The 25,969-nt window shown below is 64.4% G+C and carries 19 protein-coding genes and 1 pseudogene; 10 read left to right on the top strand and 10 right to left on the bottom strand.

Going from position 1 to position 25,969, the window contains the following annotated elements; translation table 11 throughout:
* Positions 1-16 precede the first annotated feature (16 nt).
* From ligB to JKP78_RS07040, 3 genes and pseudogenes are all read right to left on the bottom strand, one after another.
* Positions 17-1,717 (bottom strand): annotated as a pseudogene (ligB, locus tag JKP78_RS07050) (NAD-dependent DNA ligase LigB).
* A 147-nt stretch (positions 1,718-1,864) separates the two neighbouring features.
* Positions 1,865-3,055 (bottom strand): methionine adenosyltransferase, encoded by a 1,191-nt coding sequence (metK, locus tag JKP78_RS07045; RefSeq protein WP_170033138.1) that lies wholly within the window; start codon positions 3,053-3,055, stop codon positions 1,865-1,867.
* 18 nt (positions 3,056-3,073) lie between these two features.
* Positions 3,074-4,066 (bottom strand): ArsR/SmtB family transcription factor, encoded by a 993-nt coding sequence (locus JKP78_RS07040; protein ID WP_170033136.1) that lies wholly within the window; start codon positions 4,064-4,066, stop codon positions 3,074-3,076.
* Between the two features lie 227 nt (positions 4,067-4,293).
* Between JKP78_RS07040 and tkt the strand changes: the two genes are divergently transcribed.
* The 10 genes from tkt to JKP78_RS06990 all read left to right on the top strand — a co-directional run bounded on the left by tkt (position 4,294) and on the right by JKP78_RS06990 (position 14,690).
* Positions 4,294-6,291 carry a transketolase gene (tkt, locus tag JKP78_RS07035; RefSeq protein ID WP_186684370.1) on the top strand — a complete coding sequence of 666 codons (1,998 nt, stop codon included), beginning with the start codon at positions 4,294-4,296 and terminating at the stop codon, positions 6,289-6,291.
* Positions 6,292-6,470: 179 nt separating this feature from the next.
* Complete coding sequence (epd, locus tag JKP78_RS07030; RefSeq protein ID WP_170033132.1) at positions 6,471-7,532, top strand: erythrose-4-phosphate dehydrogenase; 1,062 nt, start codon at positions 6,471-6,473, stop codon at positions 7,530-7,532.
* Positions 7,533-7,544: 12 nt separating this feature from the next.
* Positions 7,545-8,708 carry a phosphoglycerate kinase gene (locus tag JKP78_RS07025; RefSeq protein WP_186684372.1) on the top strand — a complete coding sequence of 388 codons (1,164 nt, stop codon included), beginning with the start codon at positions 7,545-7,547 and terminating at the stop codon, positions 8,706-8,708.
* Positions 8,708-8,959, top strand: a complete 252-nt coding sequence (locus JKP78_RS07020) for a hypothetical protein (protein WP_186684373.1) — start codon at positions 8,708-8,710, stop codon at positions 8,957-8,959. Before JKP78_RS07025 ends, JKP78_RS07020 begins: the two co-directional genes overlap by 1 nt.
* 101 nt (positions 8,960-9,060) lie before the next feature.
* Entirely contained in the window at positions 9,061-9,390 is a 330-nt protein-coding gene (locus tag JKP78_RS07015; protein WP_170033126.1) for an MliC family protein, read from the top strand.
* Positions 9,391-9,490: 100 nt separating this feature from the next.
* Positions 9,491-10,555 (top strand): class II fructose-bisphosphate aldolase, encoded by a 1,065-nt coding sequence (gene fba, locus JKP78_RS07010; RefSeq protein WP_170033124.1) that lies wholly within the window; start codon positions 9,491-9,493, stop codon positions 10,553-10,555.
* 246 nt (positions 10,556-10,801) lie between these two features.
* Positions 10,802-12,928: a putative bifunctional diguanylate cyclase/phosphodiesterase gene (locus JKP78_RS07005; RefSeq protein WP_186684374.1), complete on the top strand. Its 2,127-nt coding sequence runs from the start codon at positions 10,802-10,804 to the stop codon at positions 12,926-12,928.
* Between the two features lie 39 nt (positions 12,929-12,967).
* A complete protein-coding gene (locus JKP78_RS07000; protein WP_186684375.1) occupies positions 12,968-13,468 on the top strand; it encodes a M48 metallopeptidase family protein in 501 nt (166 codons plus the stop codon).
* Positions 13,469-13,480: 12 nt separating this feature from the next.
* Positions 13,481-13,777: a winged helix-turn-helix domain-containing protein gene (locus JKP78_RS06995; protein WP_170033118.1), complete on the top strand. Its 297-nt coding sequence runs from the start codon at positions 13,481-13,483 to the stop codon at positions 13,775-13,777.
* 175 nt (positions 13,778-13,952) lie between these two features.
* Positions 13,953-14,690 (top strand): substrate-binding periplasmic protein, encoded by a 738-nt coding sequence (locus JKP78_RS06990; RefSeq protein WP_200626363.1) that lies wholly within the window; start codon positions 13,953-13,955, stop codon positions 14,688-14,690.
* A 30-nt stretch (positions 14,691-14,720) separates the two neighbouring features.
* Here JKP78_RS06990 and yccS read toward each other — a convergent pair whose 3' ends face one another.
* From yccS to JKP78_RS06955, 7 genes are all read right to left on the bottom strand, one after another.
* Entirely contained in the window at positions 14,721-16,904 is a 2,184-nt protein-coding gene (gene yccS, locus JKP78_RS06985) for a YccS family putative transporter (protein ID WP_200626361.1), read from the bottom strand.
* An 83-nt stretch (positions 16,905-16,987) separates the two neighbouring features.
* A complete protein-coding gene (locus JKP78_RS06980) occupies positions 16,988-18,169 on the bottom strand; it encodes an NAD(P)/FAD-dependent oxidoreductase (protein ID WP_200626359.1) in 1,182 nt (393 codons plus the stop codon).
* Between the two features lie 122 nt (positions 18,170-18,291).
* A complete protein-coding gene (gene dbpA / locus JKP78_RS06975; protein ID WP_234454573.1) occupies positions 18,292-19,629 on the bottom strand; it encodes an ATP-dependent RNA helicase DbpA in 1,338 nt (445 codons plus the stop codon).
* Between the two features lie 112 nt (positions 19,630-19,741).
* Complete coding sequence (gene mdtD, locus JKP78_RS06970; protein ID WP_170033108.1) at positions 19,742-21,169, bottom strand: multidrug transporter subunit MdtD; 1,428 nt, start codon at positions 21,167-21,169, stop codon at positions 19,742-19,744.
* 127 nt (positions 21,170-21,296) lie between these two features.
* A complete protein-coding gene (locus JKP78_RS06965) occupies positions 21,297-22,616 on the bottom strand; it encodes a TldD/PmbA family protein (RefSeq protein ID WP_200626357.1) in 1,320 nt (439 codons plus the stop codon).
* Positions 22,613-24,058, bottom strand: coding sequence for a TldD/PmbA family protein (locus tag JKP78_RS06960; protein ID WP_200626355.1), 1,446 nt, complete (start codon positions 24,056-24,058; stop codon positions 22,613-22,615). Before JKP78_RS06960 ends, JKP78_RS06965 begins: the two co-directional genes overlap by 4 nt.
* 31 nt (positions 24,059-24,089) lie before the next feature.
* On the bottom strand, positions 24,090-25,892 hold the full coding sequence (locus JKP78_RS06955; RefSeq protein ID WP_200626353.1) for an acyl-CoA dehydrogenase: 1,803 nt from the start codon (positions 25,890-25,892) through the stop codon (positions 24,090-24,092).
* Positions 25,893-25,969 lie beyond the last annotated feature (77 nt).

The raw sequence follows: 25,969 nt of genomic DNA, 5'->3' as shown, positions 1-25,969 counted from the left end.
GTAAATTGGTAAAAATTCATTGCTCGATGCCATGCCCGTCGATCCGGAAACCGTCGATTCCTGCCTTGGCCAATTGCCTGGCAATGGCCTGAACCTCGGCGCTGGCAAAGAACTCGGCAAGCTGCTGCGCACGCTTTTCGCCTATGCCGGGCAAGGCTTGCCATTCGCGACCTGTGCGCGCCGCCAGGTCCTGCCAGCCACCGGTCACTTGCAAGCCTGTCGGTGTGGGCGCGCCGAGCGCGCGCAACCATTGCGCAAAGGGCCGTGAGCGGGCGGCGTCGAAACTGGTCTGCAACTGCGTAGCCGTCGCCTCGCTGATACCCGCTACCTGGCCCAGGCGCTCGCCATCCAGGTGCAACCAGTCGGTCATCGAAGTCACCAGCCCGGCCGTTACCAGTCGGCGCCATGTGCCAGGGCCGGTGCGCGGCAAAGCCAGCCCCTGCTTGCCGCTGAGCCAGGCAAGGCGAGCGACAAACTGTTCCTCGCAGCCCTCGCTGGCCTGCCAGCAGCTGTGTGCGTGATGTTCGCCGGGCGCCGGCGCGGATACCGGCGTGCGCTCGACAGCGCGGTGCACCACTTGCTCCAGGCGCGGGATGGTCAGCCCGGCAAGGCTGACGGCCACTTGGTCACCGGGGCGGATGTCGAGCTGGAACCAGCGGGCCAGCGAACCCAGGCTCACCTGGCTAATCCGGCGGTCATCGAGAGTAACCGGCAACAGATGCAGTACCGGCGTGATCCTGCCAGTGCGGCCGACGCGGAAGCGTACTGCGCGCACTTCGGCCAGGGCCTGCGTGTAGGGGTATTTCCACGCGGCGATCCAGTAGGGGGCCTTGGCCTGCCAACGTTCGGCCGGTGGCCGGCTGCCCTGGCGCAGCACCACGCCATCGGTGGCAAAGGGCAAGGGCGAGCGGTACCAGTGCTCGCGCCAGTGCGCTGCATCGTCCGCTGTGGCGATGGCAACGGTGTATGGCTGACTGTGCGTGAAGCCCAATTTTGCCAGTTGCGCGAGGCGTTCGGCCTGCTGCTCGGGGCCGTGCGGCCAGTCCCACACGAACAGGCCGATGCTCTCGCCTTGCTCGTCCTCCAGCTGCTTGCGGGCCAGCAGCCCGGCCACCGTACCGCGGGCATTGACACTGCCCGCCTCAGCTTGCACATGCGCCTCCCGGCGCAGGTAAAGTTCGCCCTGCAACTGCAGGTCGATGGCCACGGGCAACTGCCGGTTGATCGCGCCAAGCTGTGGTATGTGGCGACTCCAGTCGTGCCCCTGCACGCCATCTCCGCGGCTGATCACCTGCACCAGTCGGCCCTGCCTGTATATGAGCGAAACCGCAACGCCATCGACCTTGGGCTGTACCCATACGCCGGTCTTCCCGGACATCCAGCGTTCCACCGCCCGCCGGTCGGGCAGCTTGTCGACGCCGGTATGCGGCACTGGGTGGGGGAGCGGGCCGCGAGCGCTGGCCAGCGGCGACTGGGCGCTCGCCAGGCCGAAGCATTGCTGCAGATGCGTCAGCCGCAAGCGGCTCTGGTCATACAGTTCGTCGGGCACCAGCGCAACGCCCTGGCGATGGTAATGGTCGTCCCAGCGGGCGAGGGTGGCACGCAGCTGGGCCACTTCACTGTCGATTTGTTGCGGGTGCCAGTCGGGGCACTATGCGGCCCAGGTTACTGGGGTATGGAACATCAGCAGGAGGGCGAACAACAGCATTAGCGGCATGGCCAGCATCCTTGCATGGCGGGTGGGAACTCCCAGCCTAGGCAGCCAGCGCACGGGCAGCCATGCAGCGTTTGTCAGCCAATATGTCAAAAAAAAAGCCCCTGCCGATTACTCGGCAGGGGCTTTTGCCCAGCGCTGCAGGAAAAGTTACAGGCCGGCAGCGTCACGCAGCGACTGGGCGCGGTCGGTACGCTCCCAGGTGAAGGTGGTGAAGGTGTCGTCGCCGACAGTCTTCTGTTGCGGGGTACGACCGAAGTGGCCGTAGGCGGCGGTTTCCTGGTACATCGGGTGCAGCAGGTCGAGCATGGTGGTGATGGCGTATGGACGCAGGTCGAAGCACTCGCGCACCAGCTGGACGATCTTGTCATCGGAAACCTTGCCGGTACCGAAGGTGTTGATCGAGATGGAGGTCGGCTGGGCCACGCCGATGGCGTAGGAAACCTGGATCTCGCAACGTTCGGCCAGGCCGGCGGCAACGATGTTCTTGGCCACGTAACGGCCAGCGTAGGCGGCGGAGCGGTCGACCTTGGACGGGTCCTTGCCGGAGAACGCGCCACCACCGTGGCGGGCCATGCCGCCGTAGGAGTCGACGATGATCTTGCGCCCGGTCAGGCCGCAGTCACCCACCGGGCCACCGATGATGAAGCTGCCAGTCGGGTTGATGTGGTACTGGGTACCCTTGTGCAGCAATTCGGCCGGCAGGGTGTGCTTGACGATCAGCTCCATCACCGCTTCCTGCAGGTCTTTCTGCGAAACCTCAGGGTTGTGCTGGGTCGACAGCACCACGGCGTCGATGCCGACCACCTTGCCGTTTTCGTAACGGCAGGTGACCTGCGACTTGGCGTCCGGGCGCAGCCATGGCAGCAGGCCGGACTTGCGCGCTTCGGCCTGGCGCTCGACCAGACGGTGCGAGAAGCAGATCGGTGCCGGCATCAGTACTTCGGTTTCGTTGCTGGCATAGCCGAACATCAGGCCCTGGTCACCCGCGCCCTGGTCTTCCGGCTTGGAGCGGTCCACGCCCTGGGCGATGTCCACCGACTGCTTGCCGATGATGTTCATCACGGCGCAGGTGGCGCCGTCGAACCCGACGTCGGAGCTGTTGTAGCCGATATCGATGATGACCTTGCGCACCAGGTCTTCGAGGTCGACCCAGGCCGAAGTGGTGACTTCGCCGGCGATGATGGCAACACCGGTCTTGACCAGGGTTTCGCAGGCTACGCGGGCGTATTTGTCCTGGGCGATGATGGCATCAAGGACGGCGTCCGAAATCTGGTCGGCGATCTTGTCCGGATGCCCTTCGGACACGGACTCGGAGGTGAAAAGGGAGTATTCGCTCATCTCGAAGGTTCCTGAAATTTACCGATGGTGTATGTCGCCAGCCGTCCGCTGAAAATGGCGGACCTGGATCTGGAAACCGTTACGCAAGCCCACGTACAGGCTGTCCCCCGGGGCCAGCCCGGCTGCCGTGGCCCAACGGGCCAGGTCGTCCTGTTCAAAACCGAGCCAGAGGTCGCCGCAGGCTTCCCGCGCCCAGCCCTGGTCATGGCTGCACAGTTCGGTGACCAGCAGGCTGCCGCCTGCCTTCACCCGTTTGGCCAGCTGGCGCAGGGCCAGGGCCGGATCGCTGAAATGGTGCAGGACCATGTTCAGCACAACGCAGTCGGCTTCCACATCCGTTGCACCCAGTGCATCGGCCAACTGCAGGTTTACATTACCCAGACGTTCACGTTCGCAGACCTGGCGTGCCAGTTCGAGCATGGTCGGGCTGTTGTCCAGCGCGGTGACCCGGGCAAAGCGGCGTGCCAGGTCTGGCAGGAAGCCGCCGTCACCGGGGCCGACCTCCAGGGCACTGGCGGCCGGGTCGAAATTCAGCTTGTCGAGCAGCGCCAGCAGGCTTTCGCGATACTGCGGCAGGCCGGCGATCAGGTCCTGCTGGGCGCGAAACTTCTCTTCCACACGCAGGAAGAAATCCTGGCTGGTGGCGGCACGACGTTGCTGTACCTGGGCAATGCGCGCTTGCACCTCGGCTGGCAGGGCCAGGTCGTCGACCTCTTCGAGCAGTGCCGCATGCAGCCTGCCGCCCAGGCGCAAGCTGTCGGGCAGGGCACGGCGGTAGAAGATGGCGTTGCCTTCGCGGCGGGTGGCGACCAGCTCGGCCTGGGCCAGCACCTTCAGGTGGTGGCTCATGCCCGATTGGCCAACGCCGAAGATCTGCGCCAGTTCCAGCACGCCGAACGAGTCGTTGGCCAGGGCGCGCAACACGTTCAGGCGCAACGCGTCGCCACTGGCTTTGCACAAGGCAGCCAATGCTTCGCATTGCTCGGGGATCAATTGCGCACGAAGGTTCATGGGGCGGCAGTCTAGACAGGCATCGTTGCCCTAGCAAGGGCAATATCAAAAAGTTTTGATATTGGGTGATGAGCGGGACGGTTCGCCCGGTTTTGCCCCGAATTGAAGCCCGATCACAGGAAAATCCCCCGACTGCGACCATACGTCATTGCCCCAAGCCCCCCCAGTGGGCGAAAATGGCCGCCTTTTTCGTGACACCACCTATTCAAGCCCCCAGGAGATCAGCGATGCCCAGCCGTCGTGAACGTGCCAACGCCATTCGTGCCCTCAGCATGGATGCCGTGCAAAAGGCCAACAGCGGCCACCCAGGTGCCCCCATGGGCATGGCGGATATCGCCGAAGTGCTTTGGCGCGACTATCTGAAGCACAACCCGAGCAACCCGAATTTCGTCGACCGCGACCGCTTCGTGCTGTCCAACGGCCACGGTTCGATGCTGATCTACTCGCTGCTGCACCTGACCGGCTACGACCTGTCGATCGACGACCTCAAGGCCTTCCGCCAGCTGCACAGCCGTACCCCGGGCCACCCGGAATACGGCTACACCCCGGGCGTCGAGACCACCACCGGCCCGCTCGGCCAGGGTATCGCCAACGCCGTGGGCTTCGCCCTGGCGGAGAAAGTGCTGGCCGCCCAGTTCAACCGTGACGGCCACAACATCGTCGACCACAACACCTACGTGTTCCTTGGCGACGGTTGCATGATGGAAGGCATTTCCCACGAAGTCGCCTCGCTGGCCGGCACCCTTGGCCTGAACAAGCTGATCGCCTTCTATGATGACAACGGCATCTCCATCGACGGCGAAGTGCACGGCTGGTTCACCGATAACACCCCAGCGCGCTTCGAAGCGTACAACTGGCAGGTGATCCGCAATGTCGACGGCCATGACGCCGACGAGATCAAGACCGCCATCGAGACCGCCCGCAAGAGCGATCGTCCGACCCTGATCTGCTGCAAGACCATCATCGGTTTCGGCTCGCCGAACAAGCAGGGCAAGGAAGACTGCCACGGCGCACCACTGGGCAACGACGAAATCGCCCTGGCCCGCCAGGCGCTGAACTGGAACCACGGCCCGTTCGAAGTCCCGGCCGACATCTACGCCGAGTGGGACGCCAAGGCCGCCGGTGCCAAGGCTGAAGCCGAGTGGAACCAGCGTTTCGAGGCCTATGCCAAGGCTTATCCGGAGCTGGCTGCCGAGTTCCAGCGTCGTGCTGCCGGCGAGCTGCCGGCCGACTTCAGCGAGAAGGCCCAGGCCTACATCAACGAAGTGGCGGCCAAGGGCGAAACCATCGCCAGCCGCAAGGCCAGCCAGAACGCCCTGAATGCCTTCGGCCCACTGCTGCCCGAGTTCCTCGGCGGTTCGGCTGACCTGGCCGGCTCCAACCTGACCCTGTGGAAGGGCTGCAAGGGTGTCGAAGCCAACGATGCCAGCGGCAACTACGTGTTCTACGGTGTGCGCGAGTTCGGCATGACCGCCATCATGAACGGCGTTGCCCTGCACGGTGGCCTGGTGCCTTACGGCGCGACCTTCCTGATGTTCATGGAATACGCCCGCAACGCCGTGCGCATGTCGGCGCTGATGAAGCAGCGGGTGATCCACGTCTATACCCACGACTCCATCGGCCTGGGCGAAGACGGCCCGACCCACCAGCCGATCGAGCAGCTGACCAGCCTGCGCAGCACGCCGAACCTGGACACCTGGCGCCCGGCCGACGCGGTAGAATCCGCCGTGTCCTGGAAATACGCCCTGGAGCGCAAGGACGGCCCTTCGGCACTGATCTTCTCGCGCCAGAACCTGCAGCACCAGGCGCGTGACGCCCAGCAGATCGCCGCCATCAGCCGCGGCGGCTACGTGCTCAAGGACTGCGCCGGCGAGCCTGAGCTGATCCTGATCGCCACCGGTTCGGAAGTGGGCCTGGCGGTTCAGGCGTTCGACAAGCTGACCGAGCAAGGCCGCAAGGTGCGTGTGGTTTCCATGCCGTGCACCAGCGTGTTCGATGCCCAGGACGCTGCCTACAAGCAGTCGGTATTGCCGCTGGAAGTGGGTGCGCGCATTGCCATCGAAGCCGCCCATGCCGACTTCTGGTACAAGTACGTTGGCCTGGAAGGTCGCGTCATCGGCATGACCACCTACGGTGAGTCGGCGCCGGCTTCGGCTCTGTTCGAAGAGTTCGGCTTCACCGTCGAGAACATCCTCGGTACTGCCGAAGAGCTGCTGGAAGACTGATGTGAAGATGGAGGGCGGTGACGTCCTCCAGGTCGTGCAAGGGGAGGGCTTTGCCCTCCATCGCGATACAGGGCCGCGCCTACAGGGTACTGCGCATGCAGCCCCTTGTAGGCGCGGCCTTGTGTCGCGATGGGCCGCAACGCGGCCCCAACAGCCATCATGCGTTAGCGAGCCAACGAATGTCCCACCCGCGTCCCTACAAAGTTGCACTCAACGGTTATGGCCGTATTGGCCGCTGTGTCCTGCGCGCGCTGTTTGAGCGGGGGGCGAAGGCCGGTTTCGAGATCGTCGCGCTGAACGACCTGGCCGACCAGGCCAGCCTGGAATACCTGACACGCTTCGACTCCACCCACGGGCGTTTTCCCGGTGAGGTGAAGGTCGATGGCGACTGTCTGCATATCAATGGCGATTGCGTGAAGGTAATGCGCAGTGCCACCCCGGAAGGCATCGACTGGGCCGCCCTGGGCATCGACCTGGTGCTGGAGTGCTCCGGCGCCTACCACACCCGCGCCGATGGCCAGCGCTTCCTCGACGCTGGTGCACCGCGGGTGCTGTTCTCGCAGCCGATGGCCAGTGAGGCCGATGTCGACGCCACCGTGGTCTACGGCATCAACCAGGCCTGCCTGACCGGCCGTGAGCGCCTGGTGTCGAACGCCTCGTGCACCACCAATTGCGGCGTGCCGCTGCTGCGCGTGCTGGACCAGGCGTTCGGTATCGAGTACGTGCAGATCACCACCATCCACTCGGCAATGAACGACCAGCCGGTGATCGACGCCTATCACCACGAAGACCTGCGCCGCACGCGTTCCGCCTTTCAATCGGTGATCCCGGTGTCCACTGGTCTGGCGCGTGGCATCGAACGCCTGCTCCCGGAACTTGCCGGGCGAATCCAGGCCAAAGCGGTACGCGTACCGACCGTCAACGTCTCGTGCCTGGACATCACCCTGCAGACTGCCCGTGATACCAGTGCGGCCGAGGTCAACCGGGTGTTGCGCGAGGCGGCGCTGGAAGGCCCGCTGAAAGGCTTGCTGGCCTATACCGAGTTGCCGCATGCCAGCTGTGATTTCAACCATGACCCGCATTCGGCGATCGTCGATGCCAGCCAGACCCGTGTTTCCGGCCCGCGCCTGGTGAACCTGCTGGCCTGGTTCGACAACGAATGGGGGTTTGCCAACCGTATGCTCGACGTTGCCGAACACTATCTGCACGTCGTCCACCCCACCCGCAACAAACAGCCCTGAAGGACTGCATTCATGACCGTGTTGAAGATGACCGACCTCGACCTGCAAGGTAAACGCGTACTGATCCGCGAAGACCTCAACGTGCCTGTGAAGGACGGTGTGGTTGCCAGCGATGCGCGTATCCTGGCAGCGCTGCCGACCATCAAGCTGGCCCTGGAGAAGGGCGCGGCGGTAATGGTCTGCTCGCACCTGGGCCGTCCGACCGAAGGTGAATTTTCGGCCGAGAACAGCCTCAAGCCAGTTGCCGACTACCTGAGCAAGGCCCTGGGCCGTGAAGTGCCGCTGGTTGCCGACTACCTCGAAGGTATCAAGGTCCAGGCCGGTTCCCTGGTGCTGTTCGAGAACGTGCGCTTCAACAAGGGCGAGAAGAAGAACGCCGACGAGCTGGCGCAGAAGTACGCCGCCCTGTGCGACGTGTTCGTCATGGACGCTTTCGGTACCGCCCACCGCGCCGAAGGCTCGACCCACGGTGTTGCCAAGTTCGCCAAGGTCGCTGCTGCCGGCCCGCTGCTGGCAGCCGAGCTGGACGCCCTGGGCAAGGCCCTGAAAGCCCCGGCCAAGCCGATGGCCGCCATCGTTGCCGGCTCCAAGGTGTCCACCAAGCTGGACGTGCTGAACAGCCTGAGCGCAGTCTGCGACCAGCTGATCGTCGGCGGCGGCATCGCCAACACCTTCCTCGCCGCCGCTGGCCACCCAGTGGGCAAGTCGCTGTACGAGCCTGACCTGGTCGACACGGCCAAGGCCATCGCTGCCAAGGTCAGCGTGCCGCTGCCGGTCGACGTGGTGGTTGCCAAGGAATTTGCCGAAAGCGCCGAAGCCACCGTCAAGGCCATTGCCGAGGTTGCCGCCGACGACATGATCCTGGACATCGGCCCGCAAACCGCTGCCAACTTCGCCGAGCTGCTGAAGTCGTCGAAAACCATCCTGTGGAACGGCCCGGTCGGTGTGTTCGAGTTCGACCAGTTCGGCAATGGCACCAAGGTGCTGGCCAAGGCCATCGCCGATAGCGCCGCATTCTCCATCGCTGGCGGCGGTGACACCCTGGCGGCGATCGACAAGTATGGCGTTGGCGCCGATATCTCCTACATTTCTACCGGTGGGGGCGCCTTCCTCGAGTTCGTCGAGGGCAAGGTCCTGCCGGCCGTGGCAATTCTGGAAGAGCGGGCCAAGGCCTGATGACGCCGGCGCTTGGCAAAGGGAGTGGCCTGATGGTCAAGCAATTGCCTGTGATGATGCTGGCTGGCCTGCTGAGCGCCTGCGCCGGCAGCCCGGCCTCCGACAGCGACCCGGCGCAACCGCCCAAGGGCGGCTGCTACCAGTCCGAGTGGCAAGCCGAGACCGTGCCGGTCATCAGCAAGCGCGTGGGCCCGGAAGGCCTGGAAAAGTACGACGAAGACCACCAGCGCAAGGCGCCGGGTTGCCCTTGATCGGGTAACAGGCAACCTGAAGGCTGATTTGTGGTCTTGAGGTAGGGCCCGCTGTGCGGCCCTTCGCGGGCTGCACAGTAGCCCCAAATCGAGGAAGCTGAATGAAAGCGCTTTTGGCCGTGACGGCCCTGGCGACACTGGCAGGATGCTCGCTGCTGCAGCCGGCGCAGCCCGCCCCGGCGGATGACTGGACCCGTTGGGTCTGCGACAGCCAGGCTGAAGTGCTGTGGCGCTTCGCCGATGCGCAACGTGACCAGGTCGATGTGCGCCTGGGTGGCGGCGACCAGGTCTACCGGCTCAAGGCCGAGCCCGGTGCATCGGGTGCGCTGTACAGCGATGGCATGCTGGCCTTCCATACCAAGGGCGAAGAGGGCCTGGTGTATTGGGTGGCGACCAACGATCTGATTGGGCGGGGCTGCAAGGCACCGTGACTGGCCGGGCCGCGAGGGTGGCCCACACTACTTGAACAGCAACCGCCCCTGCGGCAGGCTTGCACGAAACAAACGACGCTTGTCGGGAGAGAGATACACCATGGCACTCATTAGCATGCGCCAGATGCTGGACCACGCCGCCGAGTTCGGTTACGGCGTACCAGCTTTCAACGTCAACAACCTCGAGCAGATGCGCGCCATCATGGAAGCGGCCGACAAGACCGACTCGCCGGTGATCGTCCAGGCTTCGGCCGGTGCGCGCAAATACGCCGGCGCGCCGTTCCTGCGTCACCTGATCCTGGCTGCCATCGAAGAATTCCCGCACATCCCGGTGTGCATGCACCAGGACCACGGCACCAGCCCTGACGTCTGCCAGCGTTCGATCCAGCTGGGCTTCAGCTCGGTGATGATGGACGGCTCGCTGGGTGAGGACGGCAAGACCCCGACCGACTACGAGTACAACGTCCGGGTTACCCAGCAGACCGTGGCCATGGCTCACGCCTGCGGCGTTTCGGTAGAAGGCGAGCTGGGCTGCCTGGGTTCGCTGGAAACCGGCATGGCCGGTGAAGAAGACGGCATCGGCGCCGAAGGCGTGCTGGACCACAGCCAGATGCTGACCGACCCTGAAGAGGCTGCGGACTTCGTCAAGAAGACCCAGGTCGACGCCCTGGCGATCGCCATCGGTACCAGCCACGGTGCCTACAAATTCACCAAGCCACCAACCGGTGACGTGCTGGCGATCGACCGCATCAAGGAAATCCACAAGCGCATCCCCAACACCCACCTGGTGATGCACGGTTCGTCCTCGGTACCGCAAGAGTGGCTGGCGATCATCAACCAGTACGGCGGCGACATCAAGGAAACCTATGGTGTGCCGGTCGAGGAAATCGTCGAAGGCATCAAGTACGGCGTGCGCAAGGTCAACATCGACACTGACCTGCGTCTGGCTTCCACCGGTGCCATCCGCCGCCACATGGCCATGCACCCGAGCGAGTTCGACCCACGCAAGTTCTTCGCCGAGACCGTGAAGGCCATGCGTGACGTGTGCATCGCCCGCTACGAAGCTTTCGGCACCGCCGGCAATGCCTCGAAGATCAAGCCGATCTCCCTGGAAGGCATGTTCCAGCGCTATGCCAAGGGCGAACTGGCCGCCAAGGTCAACTGATCGACTGGCAACACGAAAAACCCGCAGAAATGCGGGTTTTTCATTTTTCGCGTTCAGAATATTGCTGCTGCCGTACAGGCTCGGCCCACAGGCGCTGGATAAACCACGGCGAACCGACCGTTAGTCGGCTACGGTACAGTTAAGTCCCTGATAGCGTTCTGATTGCATTGCGTGTTATTCGCGTAGAGCTAGAGTACTAATGGATCCAAGTGTATTTTGAAGTCGGTCACATAATAGAGAAGCAGCATGGATGGCGCTCACGCTCTACCACAGCCACTGGATGGCAATTCGGTTCTCCTGGTGGTAGACGATTACCCCGAGAACCTCATCAGCATGCGGGCGTTGCTGGCCCGTCAGGATTGGCAGGTGTTAACGGCAAGTTCGGGTATGGAAGCCTTGAACGCATTGCTCGAACATGAAGTCGATCTGGTCTTGCTGGATGTACAGATGCCGGAAATGGATGGCTTCGAAGTCGCCCGGCTGATGCGCGGCAGCCAGCGTACCCGGCTGACGCCGATCATCTTCCTCACCGCCAACGAACAGTCCGAAGCGGCCGTGCTCAAAGGCTATGCCAGCGGCGCCGTGGACTACATGTTCAAGCCGTTCGACCCACAGATCCTCAAGCCCAAGGTCCAGGCCCTGCTCGAGCAGCAGCGTAACCGGCGCATGCTGCAACGCCTGACCCGCGAGCTGGAAGCGGCCACGGCGTTCAATGCGTCGATCCTGGAAAACGCCGCCGAGGGCATCCTGGTGGTGGATGCGCAGGGCATCATCAGCTTTGCCAACCCGGCCATATCCAACCTGTTGTCCACGCCGGTAGCACAGCTGCAGGGCGCCCGCCTGCTCGATCTGGTGCAACTGGCCAATGCCAGCTCGTGGGAGGACTCGGGCTTCTACCAGGCCTACCTGGGCAGGCAGATCTTCCGTGTGCATGATGCCCAACTGCGCACCTCTGGCGCTGAGCTGTTGCCCGTGGCGTTGTCCTGCGCACCGCTGCCGGTCGACCAGCAGGCCGTGGTGGTGACGGTGCTGGACATGTCGGTGGTGCGCAACCTGCACCAGCAGCTGGAGTACCAGGCCGTGACCGACCCGCTTACCGGCCTGCTCAACCGCCGCGGTTTCTACCAGGCCGCCGAAGGCGCGCTGTTGCGCAACGAGCGCTCGGACAAGTCGCAGGCATTGATGTACATGGACCTGGACGGCTTCAAGCGCATCAACGACTCGCTTGGCCACGACGCCGGTGACCGGGTGTTGCGCTGGGTCGCCGAGCAGCTCAAGGACTGCCTGGGCAGCGAGGCGCTGCTCGCGCGCATGGGCGGCGATGAATTCACCGCGCTGTTCGACGGCCTGCCCTATCCGGAGCAGGCCGGGCGGTATGCCGAGCGGCTGCTCGAACGCGTGTCCATCAGCCACGAGGTGGACGGCTTCGATGTGTGCCTTGGGGTCAGCATCGGTATCGCCACCTACCCGGACTGCGGCGCCAACGTCGAAGGCCTGTTGCGTGCTGCCGATGCGGCGATGTATGCGGCCAAGCAGGCGGGGCGCCAGCAGTACCGCTTCTACGACCAGGAACTCAATGGCCGGGCGCGGTCACGACTGATGCTGGAAGACAGCGTGCGCGCGGCTATCGAGCAGCAGGACTTCACCCTGGTGTACCAGCCGCAGGTCGCCTTCGCTGACGGTCACCTGCGTGGTTTCGAGGCGTTGCTGCGCTGGCAGCACCCCAGTGTTGGCGATGTGCCGCCGGGGTTGTTCATTCCGCTGCTGGAGGAAGCGCGCCTGATCAACCGCCTGGCCAGCTGGATCTACCGTCAGGGTGCGGCCCAGCGCCAGGCCTGGTGCCAGCGCTTTGCCGCAGACCTGGTGCTGGGAATCAGCCTGAGCCGTGCGCAATTCGTCATGCCGGGCCTGGTCGAGGAATTGCAGCGGGTAATCCAGCTGTACCAGCTGGACCCGACGCAGCTGGAAGTGGAAGTGGCGGAAACTTCGTTGATGTACAACATCGATGCGGCGGTGAAACAGATCCACCGTTTGCGCGAACTGGGTGTCCGGGTAGCGCTGGACGATTTTGGTGCTGGCGACTGTTCGTTGCGCATGTTGCGCGACCTGCCGATCGATACGCTCAAACTCGACCGCCACCTGGTGGCGCGCCTGCCCGACTCGGCGGTGGATGCCGCGCTGGTGCGCAGCGTTATCAGCCTGTGCGCCGACTACCGCATCACGGTGATCGCCGAAGGCGTGGAAACCCCGGTTCAGGCGGCCTGGCTGAAGGCCAATGGTTGTCAGTACGTGCAGGGTTTCCTGGTGGCTTACCCGATGACGGCAGCGGATGCCAGCAGTTTCCCGGCGATTTTCTCCTGGCCCCAGCCTTGATTGGCTAGAATCGGCATTCGCCATACCGAAAGCCGCGCCATGACTGTATTACGTTACCTGCAAGCCTACCCCCCGCACCTGCAGCAGCAGGTGCGGCAGATGATCGACAGCGACCGCCTGGGCGAGTATCTGCAGCGCCGCTACCCTGACCGCCATGATGTACAAAGCGACAAGGCGCTGTACGGCTATGCCCAGGACCTGCGCCAGCAATACCTGCGCAGCGCGCCGAACCTGGACAAGGTGCTGTTCGACAATCGCCTCGACCTGACCCACCGGGCCCTGGGCCTGAACACGGCGGTGTCCAGGGTGCAGGGCGGCAAGCTCAAGGCGAAGAAGGAAATCCGCATTGCCTTGCTGTTCAAGGAGGCAGCGCCGCAGTTCTTGCGCATGATCGTGGTGCACGAACTGGCACACCTGCGCGAGCGTGATCACAACAAGGCGTTCTACCAGCTCTGCCAGCACATGGAGCCGGACTACCACCAACTGGAATTCGACCTGCGCGTCTACCTGACCTATCGGGAGCTGCCGGGCAACTGTTAAGGACCATGCAGCATGGAAGTGAGCAAGACCAAGAGCAGCTTCTACCGCCGTCTGTACGTGGCCTGGCTGATCGACAGCCAGACCGCGACCAGCGTGCCCGCCCTGATGGAGGCCACCGGCATGCCACGGCGTACCGCCCAGGACACCATCGCCGCGCTGGCCGACCTGGATATCGTCTGCGAGTTCGAGCAGCAGGCAGGCGCGCGCAATCACGCCGGGCACTACCGTATTCATGACTGGGGGGCGATCGACAAGCAGTGGATCATCCGCCACCTGCGGCAGATTCGGGAAGTGCTGGGTTACCCCTGAACAATCCGCGCCGTATGCGCAATGTCGCCTGCTGGATATGGGCTTCGGCCAAAATAGAGGCTAAATGACACTATTGGCCGCTGTCCTGCACACGCGCTTTGTGTAATCTCATCGGCAGTTGCAAAGAAGACCGCGCTGACAATGTGTGCTCCCTCATTGCGAAAAGGACTTGAGCATGCGGCCACTGCTATGTGTTCTGGGATTACTGGCAATGATGCTGGCAACTCCCGCCCTGGGTCTGGACAAGCTGCGCCTGGTGGCAGACAACTGGCCACCGTTCACCGACGCCGGTATGCCGGGCGGCGGCCTGGCGACCAGTATTGTCACCACCGCGCTGACCCGGGCCGGCTATACCAGCGAGTTCGAAGAGGTGCCGTGGGCGCGGGCGTTGCTCGGCATAGGCGAAGGGCGCTACGACGTGCTGATCAACGCCTGGTACAACGATTCGCGTGAACGTATCGGGCAGTTTTCCTCCCCCTACCTGAATAACCGCATTCGCCTGCTGCAGCGCAAGGGCGAGGCGTTCCGCCATGAACGCCAATCCGATTTGTACCCCTACAGTATTGCGGTGGTGCGTGGATACGCCTATTCCCCGGAGTTCGACAACGACGCCCAGCTGCACAAAGTGCCGGTGCGCAACTTTTCCTCGGCGGTGCGCATGCTGGCAGCAGGTCGGGTGGACCTGGCAGTGGAAGAGGAGTACGTGGCCCGTTACAACCTGCAGCGCGAACCGCAGGCGGTGCGTGACGCAGTGATGCTGGTGGAACCGCCGCTGGGAGAGAACACCCTGCACATCCTGGTCAGCTTGAAGCATCCCGAGCATGCACGGATCGTCGAGCGGTTCGAACGGGCGATTACGGCGATGAAGGCCGATGGCAGCTATGCGCGGCTGCTGCGCCAGTATGGTTTCTGACCCCTGGCGCCTGTACGGGCCGCACAACAATCAGCCCGGGGCACCTTCCTTGATCAGGTGCGCTGCCAAGGTCCGCAGGGGTGCCAATTGCCGGCAGATCAACGCCAGCTGCGTCTGCACCAGGCGTTGGTGCTCGTCCAGCTCTTCCGGCATCTGCTCCAGGGTATTGGCCAGCGCCTCTTCGGCATCACTGTGAATCGCCACCGGCGACCGCGCGGCCAGGCCATTGGCGATCTCGTCCAGGCTGCTGGCCAGGCTTTGCCCGGCACCTTCGATCAATTGTTCCTGCACCTCCGCCGGCAAGGCGGTATCGCGGTGCGCGCCCAGCCCGGAGAGGTAGCTGAGCAAGGTATGCGACAGTACCAGGAAGCGGAAACCGACGTCGGCTTCCTTGCGGAAGTGCCCCGGCTCCATGAGCATGTTGGCCAGGGTGGTGGACAGTGCCGCGTCGGCGTTGTGGGCGTTACGCCGGGCCAGGCGGTAGGCCAGGTCGTCGCGCTTGCCGTGGGCGTACTGCTGCATGATCTGGCGCAGGTACACGCTGGCGCAGGTCAGGGTATTGGCCAGCACCTTGTTCAAGCGTCGCCCCTGCCAGTCGGGCAGGAACAGGAATACCGCAAGAATGGCGATCAGGCTGCCCACCAGGGTATCGAACAGGCGTGGCAGGAACAGGCCGTAGCCATCGCCGATCTGGTTGAAACAGAACAGCACCATCAGGGTGATGGCTGCCGTGGCCAAGGTATAGCGGGTGGTGCGGTTGACGAAGAACACCACCCCGGCGACCACGGCGAACAACGACTGCACGACCGGGTTGGGGAACAGGTCGAACAACGCCCAGCCGACGGTAAGGCCGAACGCGGTACCGACTATCCGCTGCCCCAGCTTGCGCCGGGTTGCACCGTAGTTGGGTTGGCAGACGAACAGGGTGGTGAGGATGATCCAGTAGCCTTGGGTCGGGTGGATCAGGTGCACCATGCCATAGCCGATCGACAATGCCAGCGGCAGGCGCAAGGCATGGCGGAACAGCAGTGAGGTCGGGGTCAGCTGGGTGCGCAAGCGCGTCCACACGTCCTTCAGCGAACGTGGCGAGCGGTCGAGCAGGCTGCTGTCGCTGGCATCGGCCAGGCTGTCCGGGTTGCTGGCCGCACTGAGCAGGCGGTCCAGCGTCGCCAGGTTGGCCGCCAGCGCCCTCAGCGAGCGCAACAGGCTGCGCCACGCCGGGTTGCTCTGGATGCGCAGGTGTTCCAGCGAGGCGTTGAGGTCCTCGAGGGCTTCGGGATAACCGCTGGCCAGCACGAACGGCTGGCGCAGGCGGATCGAACGGGCCAGCTCCTGGCAGGACGAGCCCTGTTTGCGCAGCAGGCGTTGACAGCGGAACATCACGTCGCTGTGGAAGAACGCCTCGGTCAGGGCATTGTATGGGTAATGCGAGGCGCTGACCCGCTCATGGATGTCCTGCGCCAGGAAGTACAGCTTGAGGTAGCGGCTGACCTTGGAGTTGGGCTGGCTGTTGCCTACCCGGTGCAGGATGATTTCCTTGGCCGTGTTGAGGGCCGCCACCACCTTGCCGTTCTGCTGGGCCAGCTCCAGGCGCCGCGCTTCGATATCGAGGGTGCGGATGGGCTCGAACAGGCTGGCCTTGAGCTTGAGGTAGCTGCCTAGCTCGAAGAACAGCTTGGCCAGGCTCTGTTGCACCGGCTGGTTGGAAAACAGCGCTTGCCACAGCACCGACAGCAGCCCGTACCAGGCCGCACCTGCCACCAGCAGCAACGGTTCGTGCCAGAAGTCGGTGACCAGGCCGCCGCGCTGGTCCACACCGATCATGGTGTAGACCGATGTGATCAAGGTCGCCGAGGCGATGGCGCCGTAGCGCTCGCCCAGCGCCCCGAGCATGGTCAGGCTGAAGGCGGCGACCGCCAGGGCGATGACGAAGATCCAGGGGTAGGGGAACAGCAGCTCGACTGCCAGCGCGGCGATCGCGAAACACACCAGGGTAACGGCCAGGGCGCTGAGACGGCCCTGCCAGCTGTCATCGGTTTCCGCCAGGGCGCTGGCGATGATGCCGAGGAACAGTGGGATCAGCAGGGCCATCTCGTTCTGGTACCAGCACAGGGCCAGGCTGCCGGTGAGGGCGATGGTGACCCGGATGCTGTAGCTGAACTTGTCTTGGCCCCACAGGCGACGCAGTGACTGACGGAACGAGCTCGATGACATGATGGCCTGCTGGGCAGTGAGCGATTGAATGCATGGCGGCACGGTCAGCAAGAAGCGTTCCGTGCTGCTGAATGGATTCTACTCTACACGAACTGCGCAGCGGCATTGGCGGAGGCCCAGGCCCACTGGAAATTGAAACCGCCCAGGTGGCCGGTGACATCGAGTACTTCACCGATGAAATACAAGCCAGGGCTCTTCAGCGACTCCATGGTCTTGGACGATACTTCGCGGGTGTCCACCCCACCCAAGGTCACTTCGGCGGTGCGGTAGCCCTCGGTGCCGGCCGGTACTACCTGCCAGTTCGCCAGCTTGTCGGCGATCTGCGCCAGTTCTGCCGGGGTGTACTGCTTCATGGGCCTGGACTCGAACCACTGCTCGGCCAGCAGGTTGGCCAGCTTGCGGGTGAACACCTCGCCCAGCACGGTCTTCAGTTCGGCGTTGGCGCGTTCGGCCTGCATCTGTTGCAGCCAGGCCAGCGCATCGCGGTCGGGCAGCAGGTTGATCTCGACCGTGTCACCGGCTTCCCAGAACGACGAGATCTGCAGGATCGCCGGGCCGCTCAGGCCGCGGTGGGTGAACAGCAGGTTCTCGCGGAAGCTGGTGCCGTTGCAGCTGGCGGTGCAATCCAGCGAGGTGCCGGACAGCTCGGTGCACAGTGCCTTGAGTTGGGGCTCGGTGATGGTGAATGGCACCAGGCCGGCGCGGGTCGGCAGCAGGGTATGGCCGAATTGGCGCGCCACCTGGTAGCCGAAGCCGGTGGCACCCAGGGTCGGGATCGACAGGCCGCCGGTGGCGATCACCAGCGACTGGCAGGCGAACTGGCCGCTGCTGGTCTGCAGCAGGTAGCCGCCTTCGGTCTTCTCGATCTGTTCGATGCTGGTGTGCATGCGGATCTCGGCACCGGCCTCGTCGCATTCGGCCAGCAGCATGTCGAGGATGTCGCTGGCCTTGTTGTCGCAGAACAGCTGGCCGAGCTTCTTCTCGTGGTAGGCCACGCCGTGCTTGCACACCAGTTCGATGAAGTCCCACTGGGTGTAGCGGGCCAGCGCCGACTTGCAGAAGTGCGGGTTGTGCGAGAGGAAGTTGCCGGGTTCGGTGTACAGGTTGGTGAAGTTGCAGCGCCCGCCACCGGACATGAGGATCTTCTTGCCCGGTTTGTTGGCGTGGTCGAGTACCAGCACCCGGCGGCCGCGGCGGGCGCTGAGCTGGGCGCACATCAGGCCGGCGGCGCCGGCGCCGAGGATGATCACGTCGGTGGAGTACACGGTGTAAACCTTATGAGAAAGAAACACAGAACCCTGTGGGAGCGGGTTCACCCGCGAAGGCGGCAGTGGGGCCACCATCGCATTCGCGGGTAAACCCGCTCCCACACGGACCTTGCCTGGCTTTAGATAATGCGGACTTTCAGCGAGCGCCCCTTGATCTTGCCGCTGTTCAAACGCTGCATCGCCTGCTTGGCCAGCGGTCGCTCCACGGCCACGAACGCCTGGAAGTCGAAGATCGCAATCTTGCCCACCTGCTTGCCCGGGATCCCGGCATCCCCGGTCAGCGCGCCAAGGATGTCGCCCGGGCGCAGCTTGTCCTTGCGCCCGGCGGCGATGCACAGGGTGCTCATCAGCGGCAGCAGCGGCTCGCCGCCCTTGCTCTTCAGGCTGTCCAGCTGGTCCCAGCGCAGCGGGCTTTTCTGCAGCGCTTCGATGGCCTGGGCGCGGTGGCCCTCGGCAGGTGCCACCAGGCTGACCGCAATACCTTTTTCGCCCGCACGGCCAGTACGGCCCACACGGTGCACATGGATTTCCGCATCACGCGCCAGCTCGACGTTGATGACCATGTCCAGGCCGTCGATGTCCAGGCCGCGTGCAGCCACGTCGGTGGCCACCAGCACCGAACTGCTGCGGTTGGCGAACATGGTCAGCACCTGGTCGCGGTCGCGCTGCTCCAGGTCGCCGTGCAGGGCCTGGGCAACGATGCCCTTGGCGGTCAGATGGGCGACCACGTCCTCGCACTGCTGCTTGGTGAAGCAGAACGCCACGCAGGACTGCGGACGGTAGTGGCCGAGCACACGGGTGACGGCCTCCAGGCGCTGTTGCGGGTCGATTTCGATGAAACGCTGCTCGATCTGGTTGTCAGTATGCAGGCTCTCGACCTTTACCTGTTGCGGGTTGCGCATGAAGTCGGCGGCCAGTTGCTTGATACCGGCCGGGTAGGTGGCCGAGAACAGCAAGGTCTGGCGGCGCGACGGGGTCTTGCCGATGATGCTGGCGATGGCGTCGAAGAAGCCCATGTCGAGCATGCGGTCGGCTTCATCCAGCACCAGGGTGTTCAGGCCGTCGAGTACCAGGGTGCCCTTGTCCAGGTGCTGCTGGATGCGCCCCGGGGTACCGACGATGATGTGCGCGCCATGCTCCAGCGAAGCGATCTGCGGGCCCAGCGAAACGCCGCCGCACAGGGTCAGGATCTTGATGTTGTCCTCGGCGCGGGCCAGGCGGCGCAGCTCCTTGGCCACCTGGTCGGCAAGCTCGCGGGTGGGGCACAGCACCAGCGCCTGGCAGCCAAAGTAGCGCGGGTTGATCGGGTTGAGCAGGCCGATGCCGAAGGCGGCGGTCTTGCCGCTGCCGGTCTTGGCCTGGGCGATCAGGTCCTGGCCCTTGAGGATGACCGGCAGGCTCTCGGCCTGGATCGGCGTCATCGAGGCATAGCCGAGGGCGTCCAGGTTGGCCAGCATGGCGGCGGACAGCGGCAGGGAGGCAAAGGCGGTGGAGTCGGTGGTCACGAGGCGGGCCTGCGTTGCGAAGCGAAAAATGCCGCATAGTCTACCAGCCTCGTGGCCATTCGCCCTACGACTCCATGTGTTGTTCCGGACGACGGGCACGCCTTCCGTCCGTCGGCGCCAGCTGCAGGAAGATCGCCGCCGCGAGCATGGCCATCACGCCAATGGTCACGAAGGTCAGCTGGAATGCTCCCAGGGTGGTTTCCACACCCTCGGCGCTGCCGGCAGCGGTAAAACCGCCAAGCAATGCGCCGGCGCAGGCCACGCCCAGGCTCAAGGCCAGCTGCGCCACCACCGACAGCAGGCTGTTGCCGCTGCTGGCGCTGGCGTCGTCAAGGTCGATCAGGGTCACCGTGTTCATCGCCGTGAACTGCATGGAGTTCACGGCTCCCAGCAGGCCGAGCTGCAGCAGCAACACGGCATAAGGGGTTTGCTCATCGACCAGGCCGAGGCTGGCCAGCAGCACGCCCAGCAGCAAGGTGTTGCCGGTAAGAATGATGCGGTAGCCAAAGCGTTCGATCAGCGGCCTGGCGATGGACTTGGCGAGCATGGCCGCCGCAGCCAGCGGAATCATGCTCATGCCGGCCTGGGCCGGCGAGTAGCCCAGCGCCACCTGCAGCAGCAACGGCACCAGGAACGGCAGGGCGCCACTGCCCAGGCGGGCGAACAGGTTGCCGAGGATGCCGATGGCAAAGGTGCGCACGCGGAACAGGCTGGGCGAGAACAGGGGCTCCGGGTCGCGCCCGGCGCGCAGCCAGTAGGCCGCCAGGCAGGCCATGCCGGCGAACAGCAGCAACATCACCCGCAGGTGTGGCAGGTGCAGTTCACCCAGGCCCTCCATGGCGATGGTGATCAGCACCATCGCCGCGCCAAACAGCAGGAACCCCGGGCCGTCGAAGGTGGTGCGTTCGGCGCCGCGCAGGTCGGGGATGAACTTCCACACGGCATAGCAGCCGACCAGGCCAACGGGCAGGTTGAGCAGGAAGATCCAGTGCCAGCTGAGAATTTCCACCAGCCAGCCGCCGACCGTCGGGCCCAGCAGCGGGCCGAGCAGGCCGGGAATGGTGATGAAGCTCATGATGCGCACCAGCTCGGTGCGTGGGTAGGCGCGCAATACCACCAGGCGCCCGACCGGCAGCATCAGCGCACCGCCCAGGCCTTGCACGACACGGGCGAAGATCAGGAAGCCGAGGCTGTTGGCCGCTGCGCACAGCAGCGAGCCGAAGCTGAACAGCAGGATGGCGCTGAAGAAGATGCGCTTGGTACCGAAGCGGTCGGCGATCCAGCCCGAGGCGGGGATCAGCAGGGCCACGGTGAGCATGTAGGCGACGATCACGCCTTGCATGCGCAGCGGGTCTTCGGCCAGCGAGCGGGCCATGGCCGGCAATGCGGTATTGAGGATGGTGCCGTCCAGGGACTGCATGAAGAAGGCGATGGCCACCACCCAGGGGATCCAGCGGGCGGTAACGGGGTCCAGCGGGGTGCGTTCGGGCATGACTTCCTCGTTTGTCAGTGCCGGCCTCTTCGCGGCTGAAGCCGCTCCCACAGGGGTATAACCACACTCAAGGGCGGTGGAGATCCTGTGGGAGCGGCTTTAGCCGCGAAAGGGCCGGCAAGTCCAGTCACAATGTCAGCGTCAGGCCTTTGACCAGCGCCCCCGGCAAATGACTCGACCCGGTACTGCGCTGCCCATAGGTGCTGGTCGACAGGATCATCTCGCGCTCGCGGGTCAGGTCCTCCAGTTGGCTACCGAGCAGACTGTACAGGCTGTCATCGAAGCGCATGGTGCCTACTGGCCCCTGGATCTGCCCGTTCTCCACCCAGAAAGTGGCGAAGCGGGTCAGCCCGGTCATCCGCGCTGCCGGCAGGTCCGAGTAGTTCAGGTACCACAGGTTGCTGATGTACAGCCCGGTGCCGAGCCGCTCAAGCACCTGTTCGTTGGGCAAGCCACCTGGTGCAAGGCTGAGCGCGCATGGCGATTCGTAGCTGTCGGCGCCATTGGCCAGCAGCTCGAATTCGGCCGAGCTGCGTGCGCTGACCAGACGTTGCCGTGCCTCGCCTTGCTGGATCAACGGCACGTCCAGGCGCGGCGAGCCTTCATCGGAGAACGCCGGGCTCAGTGAGCCGCTGACCTGCTCGCTGAAACTCACCAGCGGGCTCAGCCGCGCATCGCCGTTGTATAGGCGCTGCAGGGCGCTGCTGCCGGTGGCCAGGGCCTGCGCAGAAAAGCCGCCCCAGCACAACATGCCAGCGATCTCGTCCATCGCCGCCGGGGCCAGGTAGGCGCGGTAGCTGCCAGGCTCCAGGGTAACTGCCGGGCGGCCGAGGAAGCCCAGTTGTTCTCGTGCCTGGCGCAGGCGCGTGGTGAAGTCGTCAGCACGCCACAGCTGCCCTGCGTAGTTGGCCTTCACCGCCTCGGCGTTTTCGTGGAACAGGCTCCAGTCAAAGTTGAAGCTGTTGGCCTGGTGCCAGCCAAAGGCCCCGAACGAGCTGGCGAAGCCCCGGCAGATGGGGCCGGCGGCATAGATGCCGACCAAGTCCAGGTCGCCGGCTTCGCGCTCGAGCAGGGCCAGTACTTCATGCAGTTCGGGCAGCGGCTGTTGCTGCTGGCTGTGGCTGTGCCAGGCGCTTTGGTCCAGGCGCAGGTATGGGTCGACGGCCAACAGCGGCAAGGTCTGGCGCAGTTGTTCAAGGGCAGTGTCCAGGCGCTGGCTGTCGAGTAGCGGGTCACCACTCAAGGTCACCTGTTGCTCCGCCTGACGGCCCTCGCGGATCAGGCGCAGTTGCGCACTGGCCTGGCTCACTTCGCCGGCCTGGCGCACCTTGGCGTGATTGAAGCGTACGAACTGCGACTGCTCGGCACTGTAGCCGAGGGTGAACTGCTCGCCCGTCTGCAAGGCTTTGTTCAGCGCCGCGACCAAGGTTTCGAAAGCGTTCTTCACGAGGCGTCTCCTCCGAATACATCGATCTGGCGGAACACGCAGGCTGGCGAGGCGTGACCAACCCGTACCACCTGGTTGGGTTCGCCCTTGCCGCAATTGGGTGTACCCAGCACCTGGAAGGTGCTGCGATCACCGACCGCCGCCAGGTTACGCCAGAAATGCGCGGAAATGCCGCGGTAGTTGGGGTTCTTGACGATGCCCCTGAGTTGGCCCTCTTCGATCAGCTGACCCCATTCGCAGCCGAACTGGAATTTGTTGCGGGCGTCGTCGATGGACCAAGAGCGGTTGGTGCGCATCAGGATGCCGTGCTCGATACCTTCGATCAGCTGGCTCAGCGACTTGTCCCCCGGCTCGATGTTGAGGTTGGCCATGCGGTCGATCGGCGCACGGTTCCAGCCGCAGGCGCGGCTGTTGGCCACGCCGTCGAGGCCGGAGCGGAACTGCGACAGCGCACCGCCCAACGGGCGCAGCAACAGGCCGTCGCGGATCAGGAACTGCTTGCTGGCCGGGGTCCCGTCGTCATCGAAGCTGTAGCTGGCCAGCTCTTCGCCGATGGTTGGGTCGAAGGTCACGTTCAGCAGGCTGGAGCCGTATTGCAGGTGGCCGAAATCGCTGTTTTTGACGAAGCTGGTGCCGGCGTAGTTGCGCTCGTCGCCGAGGATGCGGTCCATCTCCAGCGGGTGGCCGATCGATTCGTGGATCTGCAGCATCATCTGGTCCGGCATCAACAGCAGGTCGCGCGGGCCGCTGGGGGTGTTCGGCGCCAGCAGCAGTTGCAGCGCCTCGTCTGCCACCCGGCGGGCGGCACCCACCAGGCCGCAGCGCTCGATGACCTCGAAGCCGCCCTGCTGGCCGAAGTTGTCACGGCCCAGGCTGCGGCTCTGACTGTCCTGGCCGTCGCTGGCGGTGACCCCGACGCCGGGGAACAGGAAGCGTTGAGCATGGCGCAGTTGCGCGCCGGCCGAATTCAGGTAGGTCTGCTCGACCAGGCTCATGCCCAGGCTGGCTTGCCAGTCCACCAGGCGACTGTCCTTGGGCACGCTGGCCGATTCTGCCGCGAGCAGGCCAAGGCAGTCGGCAAGGGAGGGCACAGGCTGGTCGAAGTTGGGCGAAACGTGGTCATGATGGGCACTGGTCACTGCCTGCCCGCGCAGGTCCAGCAGGCTGTGCCGGGCGATCTGCCGGGCCAGTGCCTCGGCTTGCTCCAGCGCGCGTTGCAGGCCGGCCTGGGACAGGTCGGCGGTAGCGGCATAGGCTTCCACGCCGTTGATCCGCACGGTGAGCATGGCGCCTTCGTCCTGGCTGAACAGCGGTGGCTCTGCGACATTGCGGCGTACCGACAGGGCCTGGTGCGACTGTTTCACATGACGCAGGGAAAACAAGTCGGCCGTACTGCGCAGCGCGGCAAAGCGCTGGCGCAGCAGGGCGCTGGAATCGAACATTCGGAAGCCTCCGTGTACACGGTGGCTCCCCCTAGAACCACCCGTCTTGCATGGCGAGGCAGGTATCGTCGCGCGCCTCGAGCAATGCCAGCTCATTATGGCAGCCTGGCACTTCCCAGGTCAGGAAATAACGTGCGGCCTGTAGCTTGCCGAGGTAGAAGTCGCGGTCGGTGGGGTTGTCTTTCATCAACCCGAGTTCGGCGTGGATCGCCTGCTCCAGCCAGCGCCAACCGATCACGCAATGGCCGAAGGCCTTGAGGTATAGCGCCGAGTTGGCCAACGCATTGGTGACCTTGCCCTGGGCCAGGTCGCCGAGCAGGGTCAGGGTTACCGCTTGCAGGCGGTTGACCAGTTGCTCAAGTGGCTGGCGCAGTGGGTCGAGGTTGGGGTGATGGCTGGCGCGCTCGCCGGTGGCGGCGATCAGGCGGATCAGTTGCTTGAGCCCAGCACCGTTGTGCTGTGCCAGCTTGCGGCCCAGCAGGTCAAGCGACTGGATGCCCTCGGTGCCTTCGTGGATGGGGTTCAGGCGGTTGTCGCGATAGTACTGCTCCACCGGGTATTCCCGGGTGTAGCCGTGGCCGCCAAGAATCTGGATCGCCAGTTCGTTGGCCTTGAGGCAAAACGTCGAAGGCCAGGACTTGACGATCGGGGTCAGCAGGTCGAGCAGCTCTTGCGCTTGTCTACGGGCGCTTTCATCGGCGGCGGTATGGCTGTCGTCGAACAGGCGTGCGGCGTACAGGCCCAGGTCGAAGGAGCCCTCTACATAGGCCTTTTGTGCCAGCAGCATGCGTTTCACATCCGTGTGCTCGACAATCGGCACCGCCGGGCTGTGCGGGTCCTTGTTGTCCGGTAGCCGGCCCTGCGGCCGCTGGCGGGCATATTCCAGCGAGTACAGGTAACCTGCGTAGCCGAGCATCACTGCGCCCATGCCAACGCCGATGCGTGCTTCGTTCATCATCTGGAACATGCAGGCCAGGCCCTGGTGCGGCTGGCCGACCAGGTAGCCGACGCACTGGCCGTTGTCGCCGAAGTTCAGCGCGGTGGAGGTGGTGCCACGCCAGCCCATCTTGTGGAACAGCCCGGCCAGCAGCACGTCGTTGCGTGGGCCGCGCCTGCCGTCCGGGTTGACCAGGTACTTCGGCACGATGAACAGCGAGATGCCTTTCACCCCGGGCGGGGCGTCCGGCAACTTGGCCAGCACCATGTGCACGATGTTTTCCGACAGTTCGTGGTCGCCGCCGGAAATGAAGATCTTGTTGCCCTTGAGCCGGTAGCTGCCGTCACCGGCAGGCTCGGCACGGGTGCGGATATCGGCAAGCGAAGAGCCGGCATGAGGTTCGGTCAGGGCCATGGTGCCGAAGTAACGGCCCTCGATCATTGGCTGCAGGAACAGGCGCTTCTGTTCTTCACTGCCGAAGCTTTCGATCAGGTTGGCTGCGCCCATGGTCAGGAACGGGTAGGCCGTGGTGCCTGCGTTGGCGGCCTGGAAGTGGGCGAAGCAGGCCTGTGAGACCAGGCTGGGCAACTGCATGCCGCCGACCTCGAAGTCGCGGTTGGCGTTGAGAAAGCCGGCTTCGAGGAAGGCGTCGATGGCGGGTTTCACTTCCGGGATCAGTTCGGCGCGGCCGTCCACATAGCGCGGCTCGTTTTCATCGGCTTTGCGGTTGTGCGGGGCGAAGAACCTTTCGGCGATGGTGCGGGCGGTGGTGAGCGCCGCATCGAAGGTTTCGCGGCTGTGCTCGGCAAAGCGCGGGCGCTGGGTCAGGGCTTCGGCGTCGAGCACTTCGTAGAGCTCGAAGGCCAGGTTGCGGGGGCTGAGCAGGGTCTCGGGCATGGTCGCGGTCCTGAGGCGGAATGCTGCGAGTCTAGGCGGATAGGGTGGGGTGGGGGAGGTTAATAGGTTTGGGTGAT

Origin of the sequence: Pseudomonas sp. LAM2023, assembly GCF_016620375.1 — a bacterium.
Classification (GTDB): Bacteria; Pseudomonadota; Gammaproteobacteria; order Pseudomonadales; family Pseudomonadaceae; genus Aquipseudomonas; species Aquipseudomonas anuradhapurensis.
The sequence above is the reverse complement of the archived record's forward strand: the minus strand, read 5'-3'. Positions and strand labels throughout refer to the sequence as shown.